At 64.4% G+C, this 17,210-nt stretch carries 14 protein-coding genes; 9 read left to right on the top strand and 5 right to left on the bottom strand.

All coding sequences use genetic code 11. The features are described from left to right. Positions 1-31: 31 nt before the first annotated feature. Both CFOUR_RS04530 and CFOUR_RS04525 read right to left on the bottom strand, forming a co-directional pair. Positions 32-841: an SWIM zinc finger family protein gene (locus CFOUR_RS04530; RefSeq protein WP_085956638.1), complete on the bottom strand. Its 810-nt coding sequence runs from the start codon at positions 839-841 to the stop codon at positions 32-34. Continuing rightward, positions 834-3,938: a DEAD/DEAH box helicase gene (locus tag CFOUR_RS04525; protein WP_085956639.1), complete on the bottom strand. Its 3,105-nt coding sequence runs from the start codon at positions 3,936-3,938 to the stop codon at positions 834-836. The genes CFOUR_RS04530 and CFOUR_RS04525 overlap by 8 nt, the downstream gene beginning before the upstream one ends. Before the next feature lie 185 nt (positions 3,939-4,123). On the opposite strand from CFOUR_RS04525, the gene putP reads away from it, so the two are divergent. From putP to CFOUR_RS04510, 3 genes are read left to right on the top strand one after another with little or no spacing between them, the layout of a single operon-like run. Then, positions 4,124-5,692 carry a sodium/proline symporter PutP gene (gene putP, locus CFOUR_RS04520; protein WP_085956640.1) on the top strand — a complete coding sequence of 523 codons (1,569 nt, stop codon included), beginning with the start codon at positions 4,124-4,126 and terminating at the stop codon, positions 5,690-5,692. A gap of 51 nt (positions 5,693-5,743) precedes the next feature. Continuing rightward, on the top strand, positions 5,744-6,298 hold the full coding sequence (locus CFOUR_RS04515) for a GmrSD restriction endonuclease domain-containing protein (protein WP_230471722.1): 555 nt from the start codon (positions 5,744-5,746) through the stop codon (positions 6,296-6,298). Positions 6,299-6,331: 33 nt separating this feature from the next. Continuing rightward, positions 6,332-6,814 (top strand): DUF2269 domain-containing protein, encoded by a 483-nt coding sequence (locus CFOUR_RS04510; RefSeq protein ID WP_085956642.1) that lies wholly within the window; start codon positions 6,332-6,334, stop codon positions 6,812-6,814. A gap of 131 nt (positions 6,815-6,945) precedes the next feature. On the opposite strand, the gene CFOUR_RS04505 is transcribed toward CFOUR_RS04510, so the two are convergent. Together CFOUR_RS04505 and CFOUR_RS04500 are read right to left on the bottom strand one after the other, a co-directional pair. Further along, on the bottom strand, positions 6,946-7,731 hold the full coding sequence (locus CFOUR_RS04505; RefSeq protein ID WP_290180099.1) for a chymotrypsin family serine protease: 786 nt from the start codon (positions 7,729-7,731) through the stop codon (positions 6,946-6,948). A gap of 70 nt (positions 7,732-7,801) precedes the next feature. Continuing rightward, positions 7,802-9,859 carry a DEAD/DEAH box helicase gene (locus tag CFOUR_RS04500; RefSeq protein WP_290180097.1) on the bottom strand — a complete coding sequence of 686 codons (2,058 nt, stop codon included), beginning with the start codon at positions 9,857-9,859 and terminating at the stop codon, positions 7,802-7,804. A 148-nt stretch (positions 9,860-10,007) separates the two neighbouring features. Between CFOUR_RS04500 and CFOUR_RS04495 the strand changes: the two genes are divergently transcribed. From CFOUR_RS04495 to CFOUR_RS04475, 5 genes are all read left to right on the top strand, one after another. Then, positions 10,008-10,814, top strand: a complete 807-nt coding sequence (locus CFOUR_RS04495) for a hypothetical protein (protein ID WP_085958540.1) — start codon at positions 10,008-10,010, stop codon at positions 10,812-10,814. A gap of 21 nt (positions 10,815-10,835) precedes the next feature. Then, on the top strand, positions 10,836-11,840 hold the full coding sequence (locus CFOUR_RS04490) for a hypothetical protein (RefSeq protein WP_085958541.1): 1,005 nt from the start codon (positions 10,836-10,838) through the stop codon (positions 11,838-11,840). Positions 11,841-11,868: 28 nt separating this feature from the next. After that, positions 11,869-12,879, top strand: a complete 1,011-nt coding sequence (locus CFOUR_RS04485; RefSeq protein WP_085958542.1) for a hypothetical protein — start codon at positions 11,869-11,871, stop codon at positions 12,877-12,879. A 90-nt stretch (positions 12,880-12,969) separates the two neighbouring features. Beyond that, on the top strand, positions 12,970-13,110 hold the full coding sequence (locus CFOUR_RS04480; protein WP_179154892.1) for a hypothetical protein: 141 nt from the start codon (positions 12,970-12,972) through the stop codon (positions 13,108-13,110). Positions 13,111-13,328: 218 nt separating this feature from the next. Continuing rightward, complete coding sequence (locus CFOUR_RS04475; RefSeq protein WP_101706458.1) at positions 13,329-14,732, top strand: amino acid permease; 1,404 nt, start codon at positions 13,329-13,331, stop codon at positions 14,730-14,732. A gap of 48 nt (positions 14,733-14,780) precedes the next feature. Here the strand turns inward: CFOUR_RS04475 and hisD are convergent, their stop codons facing one another. Next, on the bottom strand, positions 14,781-16,082 hold the full coding sequence (hisD, locus tag CFOUR_RS04470) for a histidinol dehydrogenase (RefSeq protein WP_085958544.1): 1,302 nt from the start codon (positions 16,080-16,082) through the stop codon (positions 14,781-14,783). 125 nt (positions 16,083-16,207) lie between these two features. Here hisD and CFOUR_RS04465 point away from each other — a divergent pair, with 125 nt between their 5' ends. Then, positions 16,208-17,167 (top strand): L-lactate dehydrogenase, encoded by a 960-nt coding sequence (locus CFOUR_RS04465; protein WP_085958545.1) that lies wholly within the window; start codon positions 16,208-16,210, stop codon positions 17,165-17,167. Positions 17,168-17,210 lie beyond the last annotated feature (43 nt).

Here is a 17,210-nt window from a genome sequence, read left to right as displayed (position 1 = left end):
ACACGGCAGCATGAACATTCGAACACACGATCTAACGTGTGAGTTCGTCGTAGAGGTCCTCTATATCCGCCACTGCCCGCAACTGGTCGATATTGGTGAAGGAGACCGTCTGCATCGCGCGGTGGAGCAGGTCGATGTCCGAGTCCTCGATCATCGGCGCCACCTTCGGGCGGGGCAGCTCCGGCAAGGGACGGCCAGACCAGAAAAACTCGGAGCCCGGCTCCGCGTTTTCCCGCGCGAGGTCCTCCGCCTGGTTGCGCTTGCGGCTTTCCAGATCCTCAAGGCTCAGCCCGCGCATGGTGAAAATCAAGGTGGGGTCGTCGTCCACCAACTCGGCGGCGCGCTGCGCCACGGCGATAGCGTGCTTGCACACGTTCGCCCCGTCGGGGCAATCGCAGGAGAAGGTGACTTCCTGTGGTGCGTCGCAAAGCAAAATGTCCAGCACATGTTCATCCAACGTGCCCGCTTTGGCCGCGGCGATGGACCCTGGCGCGCGCACGATGTCGCCGACCGCCCGACGGATGTCCTCGTACGAGCGGTACGGCAGGTGCATGCCCACCTGAAACGGCTCGTTCTGGCTGCCCACCACCGCCGCACGCACGCCGCCGTGCACGACGCGCAGCTCCACCACGTGGCCGCGGGCGGCGTACTCCGTCCCGCGCTTGACCCGGCCCACGTCGGTTTGGCGCACCGCCGCATTCGCGATGCGCAGCGCCGCCGGCGAGAGGGAACGCTGCTGGAAACTCCGGGTGGGCGCGCCCGTCTCCTCCGCGCTGGAGACCCGCTTGCGCGCGCCGAAGTTGGCGTAGATGACGTTGTCTTCTTTCGGCCGCTCAGTCATGCTGCCCCCTGTAGCTGATCAATTGCGCGAGTTCCTCGGTGCCAAGCTCAGTGATCCAGCCCTCGCCCTGGCCCACCACGGCACCGGCGAGCTGGGTCTTGCCGTCCAAAATGTCCTGGATGGACTCCTCCATCGTGCCGCGGGTGATGATTTTGTACACGGTGACATTTTTGTCCTGGCCGATGCGGAAGGCGCGGTCCGTCGCCTGGTTTTCCACCGCCGGGTTCCACCAGCGATCCAGGTGGATCACCATTGAGGCGGCCGTGAGGTTCAGGCCCGTGCCACCGGCTTTGAGGCTCAGCAGCATCGCGCGCGGGCCGCCGGGCTGCTGGAACCGCTCCACCATCGCATCGCGCGCGGATTTGCCCACCCCGCCGTGGAGGAATGGCACCTCCTCGCCGAGGCGGTCCGACAGGTACGGCTTCAAAATGTCGCCGAAAGCCTTGTACTGGGTGAAGATGAGCACGCGCTGATCTGTGCGAGCCGCCTCTTCGAGCAGCTCCATGAGCTTTTCCACCTTGCCGGAGCGGTGCCGGCCCTTCACCGTGACCGCCGAGCCGTCGCCGAGGAAGTGCGCGGGGTGGTTGCAGATCTGCTTGATGCGCGTGAGCGTGGACAGCACCAAGCCCTTGCGCGCGATCCCCTTGCGATTTTCCAGCTCCGCCTGCATGCCGTCCACCAGCGCCTTGTACAGCGCGGCCTGCTCCGGGGTCATGCCCACCGCGACGACGTGCTCCGCCTTTTCCGGCAGGTCCGAGATGATCGCCGTGTCCGTTTTCAGCCTGCGCAGAATAAACGGTGCGGTCAGCCGCTGGAGCCGCTCGCCCATCTCGTCGGCACGCGCCTCATCCCGGCGCGACTCGATCGTTTTGGCGAAGTGGTTGCGGAAAAACGACTGCGAGCCGAGCATGCCGGGATTGACAAAGTCGAGGATGCTGCGCAGCTCTGAAAGCTTGTTCTCGATGGGCGTGCCGGTCAACGCAATGCGGTGGCGGGCGGGTATCGCGCGAACGCTTTTCGACGACTGCGTGCCCGCATTCTTAATCGCCTGCGCCTCATCCAACACCACGTGGTCCCACTGCACCGCCGCCAAGTCCTTGGCGTCGCGCGCGACCGTGCCGTAGGAAGTGATCACGATATCTGCGCTTTCCGCGGCCGCGAACAGTTCGTCGCCTTTGGGCCTGCCCGTGCCGTGGTGGACGCGCACCTGCATATCCGGCACGAAACGGGCGGCCTCGCGCGCCCAGTTGCCCACCACCGACGTCGGCGCGACGATCAAGCTGGGCCCGCGCTTGGTGCCGTTGGCTCGTTCCACCGCCAACAGGCTGAGCAGCTGCAGGGTCTTGCCCAGCCCCATATCGTCCGCCAGCACGGCGCCGAGGTTGTTGCGGGACATGAAGTAGAGCCAGTCCACGCCGCGGCGCTGGTACTCGCGAAGCTCCGCGGTCACCGTGTCCGGTATCTCCACACGCTCCGGCGCCGGGCGGTCCGTGCCGCCGACCAAGGATGTAAACCAAGGCGAGCCGGTGAACTCGATGGGGCTGTCCGCGCCCGCTTCCAAGGCGAGCTGGCGCAGCTCCGCCGCCGAGACGACGCCTTCGCCCTCGGCCGTTTTAAGGCGTTCGTACTCCGCCTGCGCGGCGGCGGCGATCTGCTCCAGCTCCTCAGCGTCCGTGGAGCCCGCCGCCTGGGCGATGCGGGCGCGTTTGATGGCCGCCTCTGCCGCCAGCTTGGCGTCCTCCAGGGACGTGTCGTGCAGCTTTTCTAGGTACTTGGCGGTTTTGGCCACCTCGCGCGTATCTGCCAGCACCCACTCTCCGCGCAGCTTGACCAGGCCGGATTTGGATTTGACCAGCTCCGACATCTCCGCGTCCGTCAGCTCCACCCCGCCGATGGACAGGCGCCAGTCGTACTTGACCAGGGTGTCGAAGCCCATCATGGTCACGGTGGAGGAATCGTGCGGGTCCGTGTGCTCGCTGACGTTCAACTTCGAAGCCGTCTCCGCGGTCGCCCACGCGCGCGGCAGCATCACCACAAAACCGTTCGCCCGCAGCCGCGGCGCGGCCTCGCGGACAAACTGCACGATCTCCTCGCCGCGCAAGTACACGTCCCAGTCGCCGGCGCTCGGGTCCGTGCCGTAGTCCACAGCGGTGATGAAGCGGCCGTGCTGCGCGGGATCGACGAGCGGGGTCAGCTCCACCGCCTCGGACAGCTGCTCGCGCAGGGCGTCCGCCGTGGCGGAATCGAACTCCCCCAGCCGCACCGGCCGCGGCGAGTCCGCGTTCGAGCGCACCTGCACGCGCACCGGCCACTGAGTGTCCTCCCCCGACTCGTCCGCCGCGTCCGGAGCCTCCGCGATGAACACCAGCTGCAGGTTCACCGCCGTAATCGTGCCGTTCCAATCTCCGATCTGGCGCGCCAGGCTCGCCCCGCCCCGGCGTAGCGGCAGGCTGTGCAGCAGCGACTTCACAAAATCGTGCCACGGGTACGGGCGAGAAACCGATTTGGCTACCGCGCCCTGCAAGCGCGAAGACGCGATCCAGTGCGTGAACGTTTGGGCGCAGTCCTCGCTCAAGTTCGGGTTGTTGATGGTGAGCACGCCTGGGGAGGCGGCGACCATCTCCGCGAGCCAGCTGCGCTCTTCCACCCCGGTGCCCAACTGCCACTGCGCGTACCACTGGTTGTCTTTGTACGGCACGGTGATGCTCACGCGCCCGGCGCGCACGAAACGGGTCAGGCCGTTGTACATGCGCAAAATCCAGTACATGTCCGGCGCGATCGCCTGCCGCTGCGCGGGCGTGGCCGCGGGCGAGTCCCCGTCCAGGTGCGCCAGGTTGTCCAAAAAACGCACCGCGTCTTCCGGGGCGAACTTGGCCACCGGCGCCTTGAGCCGGACCTGCCTGCCCTTCGGGGTTTGCAGCAGCAGTTCGTGGCGGTGGCGGAACCTTTGGCCGTCGATAAGCGAGTGCACAATCGGCGGGAACGTACCGGGCGGCACGTCATCCATGGTCACAATCCGGTGGCCTTGCACGCGCTCAACCCACACCGAAAGCCCGGACTCGTCGAGCCACAGGCCATGGAGAAGGTATTCAGGCATACCCACCCTTATACCACCCACGCCGACACCGTCTCCGCGACCCCGACAACGCGCGCGTTGAGCGTCCGAACACATTTCTTCAGCGTTCACCCAGGAATTTCTGCAGAGCAATACAGCGCCCCGAAAGGATGCGTTACAGTGTGGCGAACTGTGACCGACATCTACATAGATGCAAGGGAGTGCACATGTCCGACAGTTTCTGGCTAGTGCTTGCCATCGTCCTGTATTTCGGGGTGATGGTCGCCATCGGGTTCTACTCGTGGCGCAAAACAACAAAATACGACGACTACGTCCTCGGCGACCGCGGCCTCGGCCCGCTCGTCGCCGGCATCTCCGCAGGCGCATCGGACATGTCCGGCTGGCTGCTCATGGGCCTGCCCGGTGCACTGTTCGTGGCCGGCTTCAGTGAGCTGTGGATCGTCATCGGCCTGTTCATCGGCACTTGGGCCAACTGGAAGTGGATCGCACCGCGCCTGCGCGCCTACACCGAAGTGGCCAAGAACTCGATCACGCTGCCCAGCTTCTTCGAGAACCGCACGCACGACACCTCGCGCGTGCTGCGCTTCACCTCCGCCGTGATCATCATCTTCTTCTTCACCTTCTACGTCTCCTCCGGCATGGTCTCCGGCGGCCGCTACTACGAATCCACCTTCGGCGGCGAATACATTCACGGCGTGCTCATCGTCGGCTCCATCACGGTGCTCTACACCTTCATCGGCGGCTTTTTGGCCGTGAGCTACACCGACGTGGTGCAGGGCGGCCTGATGTTCCTCGCCCTGATCACCGTGCCCATCATGGCGCTCATGGCTCTGGACAACCCGTCCGACATCTTCAGCTGGGCCACCTCCAACCCCTACGGCCCGTGGGAAGACGGCAACCCCAACTACTTCAACATGGTCGCCGGGGTGTCCCTGGCCACCATCGTGGGCAACATCGCGTGGGGCCTGGGCTACTTCGGCCAGCCGCACATCATCACCCGCTTCATGGCGCTGCGCTCCCCGTCCGAGGCGAAGGCCGCCCGCCGTACCGGCTCCATCTGGGTGGCCATCTGCTACCTCGGCGGCATCTTCACCGCACTGGTGGCAACGGTCTACTTCGGCCAGAAGTCCGCGTCCGTAACCGACCAGTCCGGTTACGAGACCGTCTTCCTGGACCTGGCGCGCATCATGTTCCACCCGCTGATCGCTGGCATCGTGCTCACCGCCGTGCTCGCCGCGATCATGTCCACCATGTCCTCCCAGCTGCTGGTCACCTCGTCGGCGCTCATCGAGGACATCTACCGCATCTTTAAGAAGAACCCGAACAACACCACCCTGCTCGTGCTCTCCCGCGCGATGGTCATCGGCGTGGCCCTGATTGGCATGCTGCTGGCGCTGAACCCGTCCGACACCATCCTCGGCCTGGTCGGCTTCGCCTGGGCCGGCTTCGGCGCCGCGTTCGGCCCCGTGGTTGTCGCGTCGCTGTACTGGAAGCGCCTCACGTCTCAGGGCGCGATCGCCGGCATGATCGTCGGTGCCGTGACCTCGTTTGTCTGGGGGTCCGTGGACGCGCTGTCCGGCATCATCTACGAGATCGTGCCGGGCGTCATCCTCGCCACCCTGGCCATGGTCGTCGTCTCCCTTGCCACTCGCCCGAAGGAGGGTGTGGCAGAAGAGTTCGACACCGCCGCGGCAGCCACCGACTACGCGCTCACTCACCCGGACGAGGACTTCGCCGCAGCGCTGCGGAACCGCGGAGGCTCTACCGCAGTCTAAGAAGGTATGCGCCGATACCTTCTTATTCTGTCCGCCCTCACTGTTTTGGTGGTGCCGTTTCCGACGGGGCGATTGCCTAGCGACGTCCCAACGGTGCCCCACCGCACCACCATCCTCGGCTACGACAGAGCCGAGTTCGGCCCCGGCTGGGCCGACGGCCCGGACGGCTGCGACACCCGCGCCGCGGTGATGGCCGCCGCCTTTCATGCCGATTGCGCCCAGCCCTGGCCACAGTGGGGCAATCCCCGAGTTGTAGACCCCTACACCGGGGATTTTCTTGTGCCCCACGAAGTGGAAATCGACCACATCCTGCCCGTCTCCGCCGCCTGGGACTTAGGCGCCCACCGGTGGGATTCCGCGCAACGGATGCGCTTCTACAACGACCCGCGCAACCTCGTTGCCGTGTCCTCCACGGCGAACCAGGCCAAGGGCGACAAGATGCCGTCCGAGTGGATGCCGGCGGCGAGACGGTCGCGCTGTGCGTACGGGCGCCAGATGGCCCACGTGGCCAAGCAGTATGCTCTGCCGCTTCCCCGCTCTGACGTGCGGGCCATCAAACGGTCCTGCTCGGGTGTTGCGGGCCTGATGTCTCGCCGTGTGCTGTGAGGATTTTCCCACCATGCCGTAAGGTGTGGGCACATGACTACGTTCCTTATCTTCCTGCACGTGGCCGCAGCCATCCTGCTGCTCGGCCCCGTCGTTGTGTCCACCTCCATGTTCCCGCGCCAGGCTGCGGAGTCCCGCGCAGGTGGCGAGGAGGCCACCGGCCGCGCGTCCGTGCTCTACCGCATCACCAAGACCTACGGCATGCTCTCGCTTCTGGTCCCGCTGCTCGGCGGTGCCGTGCTGGCGTTCGACTTTGAGGCGTACAAGTCCAACTACTGGTTCCACACCGCCATCGTTCTTTCCGTGATCGCGTGGGCGATCCTGCTGGCCATGGTCATCCCGCAGCAGCGCAAGATGATGGGCAGCCTCGGCGCCCTGCCGGCCGCGGACGCGGACCCGGCCGATGCGACCAATGACTTTGAAAAGTCCAAGGCAAAGGCCACCGCGGGCGCCGGCATCTTCAACCTGCTGTGGATGCTCACCCTGATCCTGATGTTCCTGCCCACCCCGGCGTAGGACGTCACCGGCTCCGTAAAACGAGCCAGATCCAGCTACTAAGGCCCAGCTCTCCGCCCCTTTAACGGCGGAAAGCTGGGCCTTAGTAGCTGGAACCAGCGCCACATCAAGGGGGCGCGCCTAGCAGCCCCCTACTTGTAGCGCAGCGCCGACGGGCCGCGGAAGCCAAACGCGGACAGCGCCCGGAACACCGCGTCCACCGCACCGCGCAGTCCCTCGGCCACCGGCCCGGTCAGCCCCGGGAACAGGGCGCTTTGCCCCCACACGCCGATGAGGCGGGATTCGGGCACGGCGGGGCCGTCGTGGGGCACGACGCCGATGACAAAGTTTCCGCCGCGCAGAAATGGCAGCGGGTTGGACGTCCACATGCTGGAGACCACGCCGATGAACCCGCGGCCCGGCACCCACATCGGCCCGCCCGAGTCTCCAGGCTGGCTCAGCTGGGCGTCGACGAAGAAGGTGCCGTCGGCCGAGCCGGAGAACCGCCCGCAGGTCTGCGCGCCGCGGCTGCGGGAGAAGTAGCAGACGCTTTCGCCGACACGGACGTCGTTGGGGTGGACCCAGGCGTTGCCGGAAAAGCGGTTGCCGCCCACAGCCACGCCTGGGTCCCATTGGATGGCGGCCCAGTCGTTGCTCAGGTGGCCGTCGTAGGCCTTCGAGCGGTACAGCGTGCCCGCCGCGCCGCCGCCGGCAAGCTCCACCCGTGCCTCTTCGCCGCCGCAGTGGGCGGCGATGAGGCTGCGGTGGCGGGCGGGGTCGTTGAACCCCACCGTGCACAGGCCTGTCCCCTGCACCACCACCGCGGCTCCTTGCTCCACCGCGCGCGTCTGAGCCTGGGTTGGCGCGGCCTGCATGCCCAGTGCGACGGCCGCGGCCAGAAGGGTGCGTGTGATTGCGTGCGTGCGCTGGGAAGACATGGCAAACAAAATACCCCGTCGCAAGCACATGCTTGACGACGGGGCTTCGCTTCCCAGCCCTTGCCGGAAACTAGTCGCGGTCGTAGCGGTCGCGTCCGCCGCGGTAGCCGCCACGGCCCCCGCGATCGCCGCGGTCGTTGCGGCCGCCCTTGCCGCCGCGGTAACCGCCGCGACCACCGCGGTAACCACCGCCGCCGCGTCCGCCACGGCCGCCGCGGTCGCGCGGGGGCGCTCCGTGGTCGCGCTGGATGTTGATCAGCTGACCGGAGATGCGGGTGTCCACCAGGCGGTCCAGCACGGCCTGATCCAGGTTCTTCGGCAGCTCCACGAGGGTGAAGTCGCCGCCGATGGTGATGCGGCCGAAGTCCTTAGAGTTCAGCCCGCCCTCGTTGGCCAGCGCGCCGACGATGGCGCCGGGGCGCACGTGCTGGCGCTTGCCCACGTCCAGGCGGTAGGTGTCGAAGTTGCCGGAGTCGTCGAAGCGGCGGCCACGGCGGTCTCCGCGGTCGTCGCGGTCGAAACGGTCGCGGCCGCGGCCGCGGCGGTCGTCGCGGTCGAAGCGGTCGCGGCGGTCACGCTTGTCGCGCGGCGGCTCCTTCATCAGGAACTCATCGCCAGCCAGCGCCTGGGTTGCAAGCGCCGCGGCGATGTCGTCCATGGGCACGTTGTTGGCCGCGGAGTACTCGCGCACCATGGTCTTGAAAATCTGCAGGTCGGTCGCTTCCAGAGACTCGGTGATCGAGTCCATGAACTTGGCCTTGCGGGACTCGTTGACCTCATCGACGGTGGGCAGGTCCATCTCTTCGATGGTCGCGTTGGTCACGCGCTCGATGGAGCGCAGCATGCGGCGCTCACGCGGGGTGACAAACAGGATTGCCTCGCCGGAGCGGCCCGCGCGGCCGGTGCGGCCGATGCGGTGGACGTAGGACTCCGTGTCGTTGGGGATGTCGTAGTTGAGCACGTGCGAGATGCGCTCGACGTCCAGGCCGCGGGCGGCGACGTCCGTGGCCACGAGGATGTCCAGGCGGCCGTCGCGCAGCTGGTCCACGGTGCGCTCGCGCTGCTGCTGGGCGATGTCGCCGTTAATGGCCGCCGCGGAGAACCCGCGGGCGCGCAGCTTTTCGGCGATCTCTTCCGTTTCGTTCTTCGTGCGCACGAACACGATCATCGCCTCGAACTCGGTCACCTCGAGGATGCGCGTGATCGCGTCGAGCTTGTTGCGGTGCGCCGTGAACAGGTAGCGCTGCGTGATGTTGGTGTTGGTGCGCGTCTCCGACTTGACGGTGACCTCTTCCGGGTCGTTGAGGTAGTCGCGGGAGATGCGGCGGATCGCGTTCGGCATCGTCGCCGAGAACAGCGCCACCTGCTTGGAATCCGGGGTGTCCTCCAAGATGCGCTCGACGTCTTCCTGGAAGCCCATGTTGAGCATCTCGTCCGCCTCGTCCAGGACGAGGAACTCCAGGTTGGAGATGTCCAGGGAGCCCTTTTCCAGGTGGTCGATCACACGGCCCGGGGTACCCACGATGACCTGCGCGCCGCGGCGCAGACCGGAGAGCTGGATGCCGTACGCCTGGCCGCCGTAGATCGGCAGAATGCTCACGCCGCCGATGTGGTCGGCGAAGGACTGGAAGGAGTCGGACACCTGCAGCGCCAGCTCACGCGTCGGGGCGAGCACGAGCGCTTGCGGGTAGCGCTTCGCCGGGTCGATTTGGGAGAGCACCGGCAGCGCGAACGCCGCGGTCTTGCCCGTGCCCGTTTGCGCCAGGCCGACGACGTCGCGGCCTTTCATCAGCAGCGGGATGGTCTGCTCCTGAATCGGCGAGGGCTGCTCGAAGCCGACGCGCTTGACGGCCTCGACCACAGCATCGGGCAGGCCCAGCTTTTCAAAGCCATTTTCCGGCTTGGAGGGTTCGGCCGAAGGCTCGTCGTTAAGCTTCAGCACATCATCGTCGTTTTCAATGGCCACGGCATCCGTGGCGCCGGTCTCCTCAGAAACCCCCGCATCCCTGGTGTCATTTGCTACGGCCTCAACGATTTCGGCCGCGACATCCTGCGGGTCTTTCTGGTTTTCCGACAAATTCGTGTCCGGCTCATTCTCGCCGCCGGTGGCGTTTTCGGAAATGCTCATCGTTGGCCCAGCGTACGCCATAACTCGCCGTTGCAGTGATTTGCCGTTTTCGCACTGCGATCTGTTTGACAGCGTTCTATGATGCGTAATGCAAGTCACATCGCCTATCGACGCCACCTCTGCCCCACCCCTCTAAGGAGCCCCGACGATGGACCCCAACTCCGCAGCACACAAGGCCCACGACATCGACATCGATTCCTTACAGGCAGTCCCCGCAGAAACGTTCCTCCAGAGGAAGACACTCGCGATCGCGCTCCCCGGCACGGGAAGCAACGGGTGCGCAATCCCCGCAGCCGCTGACGCACCGTTCCCGTTCGGCATCGACGCCGCCTACTCCGACGGTGAACACTTCACCCTGGAGTACGACCCGATTGTCGGATTTAAGGCCAACGCGACACGAATGCTGCAGTTCGGCGACAATTACGCGGAGCTTCTACCAGGGCAGAAAGTCTCCGCCGGCGGTTTCACTGTCGGCCGGCCGGACCACGACGTCGCGGTGATCGAGCGCGGAGCGCACGCCGCAGCGATCGTCGCCGGAGCAGTGTTCAACTTCAGTCCGATAGTCAGCTTCCAGCGCTACGGCGAACAGCGCCCCAACACCATTATCCGCGGGCGTACCCCGGACCGGTACGACTACAACGCGGCGCCGGAAGGGTTCCTATGCGGGTTCAAGCCCCTGCGCGACGGCGGTATGTCAGTGCCGGTGGCACTGGCGAACAACACGGACTCCGCCGCCGCGCTGCAGGCACTCGCGCAGTACTTCCAGCAAGACCGCGCAACGCTTGGCGACGACTCCTCGCCCGTCGCCTGGACCTCCTCCGACGGCTGGCGCTGCGACTACGACTTCTTCCCCATGCCGCACCACGAGTTCGCTGCAGGCACCTACGCCTACAGCTACCGTCCGGGCTCGGGCGGTGCCGTTGTGATCGACCTGCCGCCCCGTACCCGCGGCTGACCTGTGCAAGGAATGCCCAGCATGACCCGCACACATCGCCGCCACGTCTTTGCCGTCCTCGCCGCGTCCGCGCTTGCACTGTCATCTTGCAGCTCGACAGATCAGGGTGAGGAGCAGACCACCTCGCAGTCTGAGGAGACCAGCCAGACTGAGGGAACCGACACGCAGCTGGGACAGTCCCCGCAATCACCCGCCAGCCCCGATCCCGCGGCGGCTGAAAAGGCGCACGATGTCGACCTCGATGCGCTCAAAGAGGTTTCCCCAGAGCCGTTTTTGAGCGAGCAGATGTACACGTTCGCCTTTCCCAACACTGGCAGTGGCGGATGCGCTATCCCCGAGACCGAGAATGCGATGTTCCCCTTCGGCTGCGACGCAACTTTTTCCGACGGCGCCCGCTTCACCCTGGAGTACGACCCGGTTGTGGGATTCAACAGCAACGAGACACGAACACTGGAGCTCGGCAAAGACAACGAAAACGGCAACACTGAATTGCAGCCGGGAGAAAAGGTTTCCGTCAACGACTTCACCGTTGCCCGTCCGGACCAAGACGTGGTCGTAGTCACGCGCGGTGCTCATTCCTCTGCGATTGCAGGCGGAGAAGCCTTCTCCTTCAGCCCAATCGACAGCTTCCAACAGCGCGGCGAACCACGCGCAGACACCATCGTGCGCGGGCGCACCCCCGACCGAATCGACTACGCCGCCGCGCCTGAAGGTGCACTCTGCGGGTTCGGTGACAAGCCGGACGGCAGCGTGTCAGTGCCAGTGGCACTCGCCGAGAACACCACTTGCGACGCGGCCATGCAGAAGTTGAACGAATACTTCCAGCAGGACCGTGCCATGCTTGGCGACGACTCCTCGCCCGTCGCCTGGACCTCCCCCGACGGCTGGCACTGCGACATCGACTACTTCCCCATGCCCCTAAGGGGCTTTTCCGAAGACACCTACCCGTATTGCCGGCATGAAAACGCCGGCGGCGTGGTCGCAATTCCGGTCAAACCGAACACGCAGCCCGCCCCGCCCCAATAGCCCCATCTGACACGAAGGAATGCTCGACATGATCCGCACGCACCACCGCCACGTCCTTGCCGTCCTCGCCGCTTCTGCCCTCGCGCTCACCGCGTGCTCCTCATCGGAAGAAGCCCAGGAGCAGACCACTGCTACCGGCGCCGAATCGAGCGCCGAGAATGACAAGCCGAAGCGCGGCAAGAATCCTTTCAAGAACGAATTCACCGCCGCAGACTTGGACACGCTGGAGGAGGTTCCGGCTGAAAACTTCACTCCCTCTGATTCGGTTTACAAGGTGGCCTTCCCCGGGTCCGATTTTGGAAATTGTTTCGTCCCCACAGCTGAGGCAATGTCCACGCCGATGGAACTCGCAGAGGACAAGGATTCGAGTTTCCTCTGTGACACCGGCACGATGAACGAGGAAGACAGGCCTGAAGCACTGCGCGACCAGGCAGACCTCTTGCACGCTGGTTTCAAGTACCACCCTGCCGCCGGCTTCCTCACGAAAAAGACAATTATTCCTCGCCCAGATCTGGCCACTGCAGAGCCCACCGGCCTCAACACCGGGGAGAAAGTCACCCTCAACGGTTTCACCATCGCCCGTCCGGAAGACAACACTTTGCTGGTGGTGCGCGGCGAGCACTCCGCTACTGCAGGTGGCGGGAAAACAACGATCACAAGCCCGTATCAGAAGCTCCTCGAAGAAGGCGGCAACTCACTGGACAAGGAACAACCGGCAGAAGAGACCGCGGCCCAAGAGGGCGCGATTTGCGGAAGCTACCCCCACTCGCAGGAAGGCCAGGACGGCGCCATCGTCGGGATCGCGGTGGCCGACGCCACCGACTGCGTCGGGGTGATGGAAACTGCAAAGCTCTACCTCGAGCAGCTTCAAACTGAGACGGGCACCTTGGACTGGACTTCCCCCGACGGCTGGGCGTGCACCGCCGGATTCAAATTCCCTGAAGCGACGGATGACCTGGGTGACCCGATCTGCCAGCGCGAGGGCTCCGGGTCAGCCGCCTTGGCCCTGTTGTTCCCGGAAGACGAGGTCGAGCAATAGCTGCTCGTCCACGGCGACAATCCGCCATCGCGGAAAAACGGTTGCAAAATACGACGCGGCTGTCCGGGAAACCGTGATACATTCGCTGACATGACTTTAGGCAACGCATCCCAGGGACCGACGGCGTTCGGCCCGTCTGCGCTGCCTGCGAGCGCCAAGCAGGCAAACCATCTGGCCCACCGCCATCAGCATCTGCTGCGCGGTGTCGGCCAACTGCTGTCGCTGCGCTAAGCGCCGAGACAGTGTCTGCGACACCATCGCACAAGCACCAACCGGCGACTTAGCGCCAGACCCAGTTACCGCCCGCGCACCCGCACCACAGGTTCGCGGGCGTTTGTCATTGCGCCGAAGAACTGCGAGCCGTGCAAAGCGGGAAGACGTTTTCTCTCCCACCCCGTCCGCGTCCTAATTCGCGCAAACATAAACGAAAAGGCACAGTGATGTCTGTTATGACTGCTCCCTCAGAATCCGCATCAAAGCCCAAGCCGAAGCGCAGCGGCCTCAACGCCCGCCACATCCACTTCATCGCGCTCGGCTCTGCCATCGGCACCGGCCTGTTCTACGGCTCCGCCGGCGCCATCCAGGCTGCGGGCCCATCCGTGTTGTTGGTGTACCTGCTCGGCGGCGCAGTGGTGTACTTCCTCCTCCGCGCTCTCGGTGAGATGAGCGTGCGAAACCCGGTTCGTGGCTCGTTTGCGGTGTACTGCCGCAAGTACCTCGGCGGCTGGGGCGGCTACATCACCGGCTGGATGTTCGCCTTCGAGATGATGATCGTGTGTTTGGCGGACCTGACCGCCATCACGATCTATATGAAGTTCTGGTTCCCCACAACCCCAGCCTGGGTGTGGATCTCTGTGACGCTTCTGATTATCAGCGCGGCGAACTTGGCTGCGGTCCGTCTCTTTGGCGAGCTGGAGTTCCTACTCACATTGATCAAGGTCGGAGCTGTTGTGGCGATGATCGTCGGGGGCGCAGCCATTCTCGCCTTCAACCTCGGCCCAGAACCCGAAACCATGGGCGTGAGCAATCTCTGGAACGACGGCGGGTTCTTTGCAAACGGTCTGTCGGGCATGGCAGCGTCCTTCATCCTCGTCCTGTTCGCATTCGGTGGTACCGAGATCATCGGTGTCGCCGGTGCTGAAGCGGAAGACCCGGACCGTTCCATTCCCAAGGCCGTAAATACTGTCCCGGCGCGAATCCTGATCTTCTATGTCTTGTCCATCACGATCATTTTGATGATCAACCCGTGGCGCACTATCGAAGGCGAGGACTCCCCCTTCGTCCAGATCTTTGACACGCTCGGTGTCAGCTGGGCGGCCGCCTTGCTCAACGTCGTTGTGCTAAGCGCATCTCTGTCCGCCATCAACGCGGACCTCTTCGGCACTGGCCGTGTGCTCGCTGGCCTCGCCAAGGAAAAGCTGGCACCGCGGGCCATGGCAAGAACGTACCGCGATGTGCCTGTGATGACCGTTGTCATGTTGATCATCGCCTTGATCGTCGGCGTGTTCCTCAACCAGCGCTACCCCGATATTTTTGAAACTGTCGCGGCGTTGGCCACCTTCGCCACCATCTTTGTGTGGTTGATGATTCTCCTCGCGCACATTGCTTCCAGACGCAATATCTCCCCTGCAGAGGAGCAGAGCCTGAAGTTTCCGGTGCCTTTCTGGCCGTATGGGCAGTGGTTCGCGGTCGCATTCATCCTGTTCACCTTCGGCACGATGGTGTGGATGGAAGAGTTCCACACCGCGCTCATCGTCGGCGTCGCATTCCTGATTCTGATGACGATTCTCTACTTCGTTACCGGACGCCCGCAGGCGATTGCGGAAGACGAGGTTGAATACGAAGCGAAATAGCACTCCCACCGAGTAAAATCCAGCGCTAGACCTCAGCGCTGGGTGTTCTTATTTGTCCCGCCTTGCGTTGATGGCTTCGCCGTGCGCAGGCAGGCGCTCGGCCTCCGCAAGTGTGATCACAGCATCTGCAACCTCTGCCAGCGCACCCGAGGTGTACTCGACCACGTTGACAGGTTTGAGGAACGTGTGGGTGCTCAATCCCGACGCGAAACGGGCAGTTCCCGATGTCGGCAGCACGTGATTGGAGCCTGCGGAATAGTCGCCAAGCGGCACCGGCGTGTGCGAACCGACGAAAATTGCGCCAGCGTTTGCGATCCGAGCGGCAACCTCACGCGCGTTTCTGGTGTGGATCTCCAGGTGCTCCGGCGCATAGGCGTTGACGACGGCTTCGGCGGACCGGAGGTCGTCGACAAGCAAAATGCCCGACTGGGGTCCTTGCAATGCTTCGCGAACGCGCGTCGCGTTGCGAGTGACGCGATAACGCTCCGCGATTTCTCGGTTAACGGAATCAGCGAGAGCAACCGAGTCAGTAACCAGGATCGACGCTGCTTGTTCATCGTGTTCGGCCTGTGAGATCAGGTCGTACGCGAGGTAGACGGGATCAGCGGTGTCATCAGCGATCACGGCAATCTCACTGGGGCCTGCTTCCGCATCAATTCCCACCACCCCGTTCACGACCCGCTTCGCCGCCGCGACAAAGACGTTTCCAGGACCAGTGACCATATCCACCGGTTCCAATCCGTCGTCCCCGTACGCCAGCAGCGCGACTGCTTGAGCGCCACCGACCGCCCACACCTCGTCAATCCCCGCTAGGGCGCACGCTGCGAGAATCGTCGGGTGCGGCCAACCTCCAAAGTCTGCCTGCGGTGGCGAACACACAACCATCGATTCCACTCCAGCTTCCTGCGCAGGAATCGCATTCATGAGCACGCTGGAGGGGTACACGGCTTTCCCGCCGGGTACATAAAGGCCCACACGCTGAACGGGACGAAACACTTCGGTCACAGTGGCGCCAGGCGCAAGCTCTGTAGTGTGCTCTGCGGGTTTCTGGTCTGCGTGTACAGCACGAATGCGCGCGATTGAGGTCTCCAACGCAGCACGAACCTCTGCGTTCAATCCGCCCACTGCATCTGCAATTACTTCCGCTGGCACTCGAATCTCAGCGGGGCGGACTCCATCGAAGCGCTCTCCGTACTCGACTGCTGCTCGCGAGCCCCGCTCTCGGACTCCTTCCACGATGGGAACGACCTGCGGCACTACGGAATGCACATCCGCGCCCGCGCGTGGCAGCACCCCTCGAAGTTCGCGCACCGACAAAGACCGGCCTCTGAGATCTGTCACAGACAGCATGTTGCTCCCCTTAGTCTCCTACGGAACCTTTATTGCATGGTATCGGTGCTGCTTCGCTGTCGAAGCTGAATTTCTAGCAAACCTTCCGCGCGCACGATCTTCGCTTCTCTGTCACACTTGTACCCATGACCGTGACTCAAGGTAACAAGATCGTTCTCATCGGCGCCGGCGCTGTCGGCACCGCCTACGCCTACGCCATTCTCAACCAGGGATTGACGGACCACCTGGCCATCATCGACCTCAACGAGGACGTCGTGTGGGCCCAGGTGGAAGACCTCAACCACGCCATCCCCTTTTCCGGCCAGCACATGGACGTCACAGTGGGCACCTACGAGGACTGCCGCGACGCAGCGCTCGTGGTCAACTGCGCGGGTGTGGCCCAGCGCGACGGCGAAACGCGCATCGATCTGATCGCCCGCAACGCCAAGATCTTCCAGTCCATCAACTCCCAGGTCATGGCTAACGGCTTCAACGGCATTTACGTTGTGGCCACCAACCCGGTGGACGTGCTGTCCTACATCACTTGGAAGCAGACCGGCCTGCCGTCGAACCAGGTCATCGGCTCCGGCACCGTGCTGGATACCGCCCGCTGGCGCCACAACCTGGGCCTGCACTTCGACATCGCCCCGTCTGCCGTGCACACCCACATCATCGGCGAGCACGGCGACACTGAGCTGCCTGTGCTTTCTTCCGGTTCCGTCGGCGGCGTGCCGCTGCGCGCGATGCTGGCAACGGAGGCCGAGACCAACCCGGAGATCTACTCCCAGATCGACGAGATGTTCGTGCGCACCCGCGACGCGGCCTACGACATCATCAAGCGCAAGGGCAACACCTCCTTCGGCGTCGGCAATGCGCTCGCCCGCATCACCCGTGCAATCCTGCGCAACGAGGACGTGGTCCTGCCCGTCTCCGCGCTACTCGAAGGCGAGTACGGGCTCGACGACCTCTACATCGGCACCCCCACCGTCCTCAACCGCAGCGGCGTACGCAACGTCGTCCAGCTGCGCCTCGACTCCGACGAGCTGGAGAAGTTCCGCCACTCCGCCAAGGCCTTGCGCGAGGTCATCGACCGCGCCGAGTTCTAGGGGCTTTCGCTTATCGACGGCAGCTTCGCTGGGCTGCCGTTTA

It is taken from the genome of Corynebacterium fournieri, assembly GCF_030408775.1.
GTDB lineage: Bacteria > Actinomycetota > Actinomycetes > Mycobacteriales > Mycobacteriaceae > Corynebacterium > Corynebacterium fournieri.
This window is presented reverse-complemented; position numbering and strand designations above follow the sequence as displayed.

Bases quoted from the DNA above. Each gene is read 5' to 3' on its own strand.
- CFOUR_RS04530 (WP_085956638.1), bottom strand. From the start codon at position 841: ATGACTGAGCGGCCGAAAGAAGACAACGTCATCTACGCCAACTTCGGC.
- CFOUR_RS04525 (WP_085956639.1), bottom strand. From the start codon at position 3,938: ATGCCTGAATACCTTCTCCATGGCCTGTGGCTCGACGAGTCCGGGCTT.
- putP (WP_085956640.1), top strand. From the start codon at position 4,124: ATGTCCGACAGTTTCTGGCTAGTGCTTGCCATCGTCCTGTATTTCGGG.
- CFOUR_RS04510 (WP_085956642.1), top strand. From the start codon at position 6,332: ATGACTACGTTCCTTATCTTCCTGCACGTGGCCGCAGCCATCCTGCTG.
- CFOUR_RS04505 (WP_290180099.1), bottom strand. From the start codon at position 7,731: ATGTCTTCCCAGCGCACGCACGCAATCACACGCACCCTTCTGGCCGCG.
- CFOUR_RS04500 (WP_290180097.1), bottom strand. From the start codon at position 9,859: ATGAGCATTTCCGAAAACGCCACCGGCGGCGAGAATGAGCCGGACACG.
- CFOUR_RS04495 (WP_085958540.1), top strand. From the start codon at position 10,008: ATGGACCCCAACTCCGCAGCACACAAGGCCCACGACATCGACATCGAT.
- CFOUR_RS04490 (WP_085958541.1), top strand. From the start codon at position 10,836: ATGACCCGCACACATCGCCGCCACGTCTTTGCCGTCCTCGCCGCGTCC.
- CFOUR_RS04485 (WP_085958542.1), top strand. From the start codon at position 11,869: ATGATCCGCACGCACCACCGCCACGTCCTTGCCGTCCTCGCCGCTTCT.
- CFOUR_RS04480 (WP_179154892.1), top strand. From the start codon at position 12,970: ATGACTTTAGGCAACGCATCCCAGGGACCGACGGCGTTCGGCCCGTCT.
- CFOUR_RS04475 (WP_101706458.1), top strand. From the start codon at position 13,329: ATGACTGCTCCCTCAGAATCCGCATCAAAGCCCAAGCCGAAGCGCAGC.
- hisD (WP_085958544.1), bottom strand. From the start codon at position 16,082: ATGCTGTCTGTGACAGATCTCAGAGGCCGGTCTTTGTCGGTGCGCGAA.
- CFOUR_RS04465 (WP_085958545.1), top strand. From the start codon at position 16,208: ATGACCGTGACTCAAGGTAACAAGATCGTTCTCATCGGCGCCGGCGCT.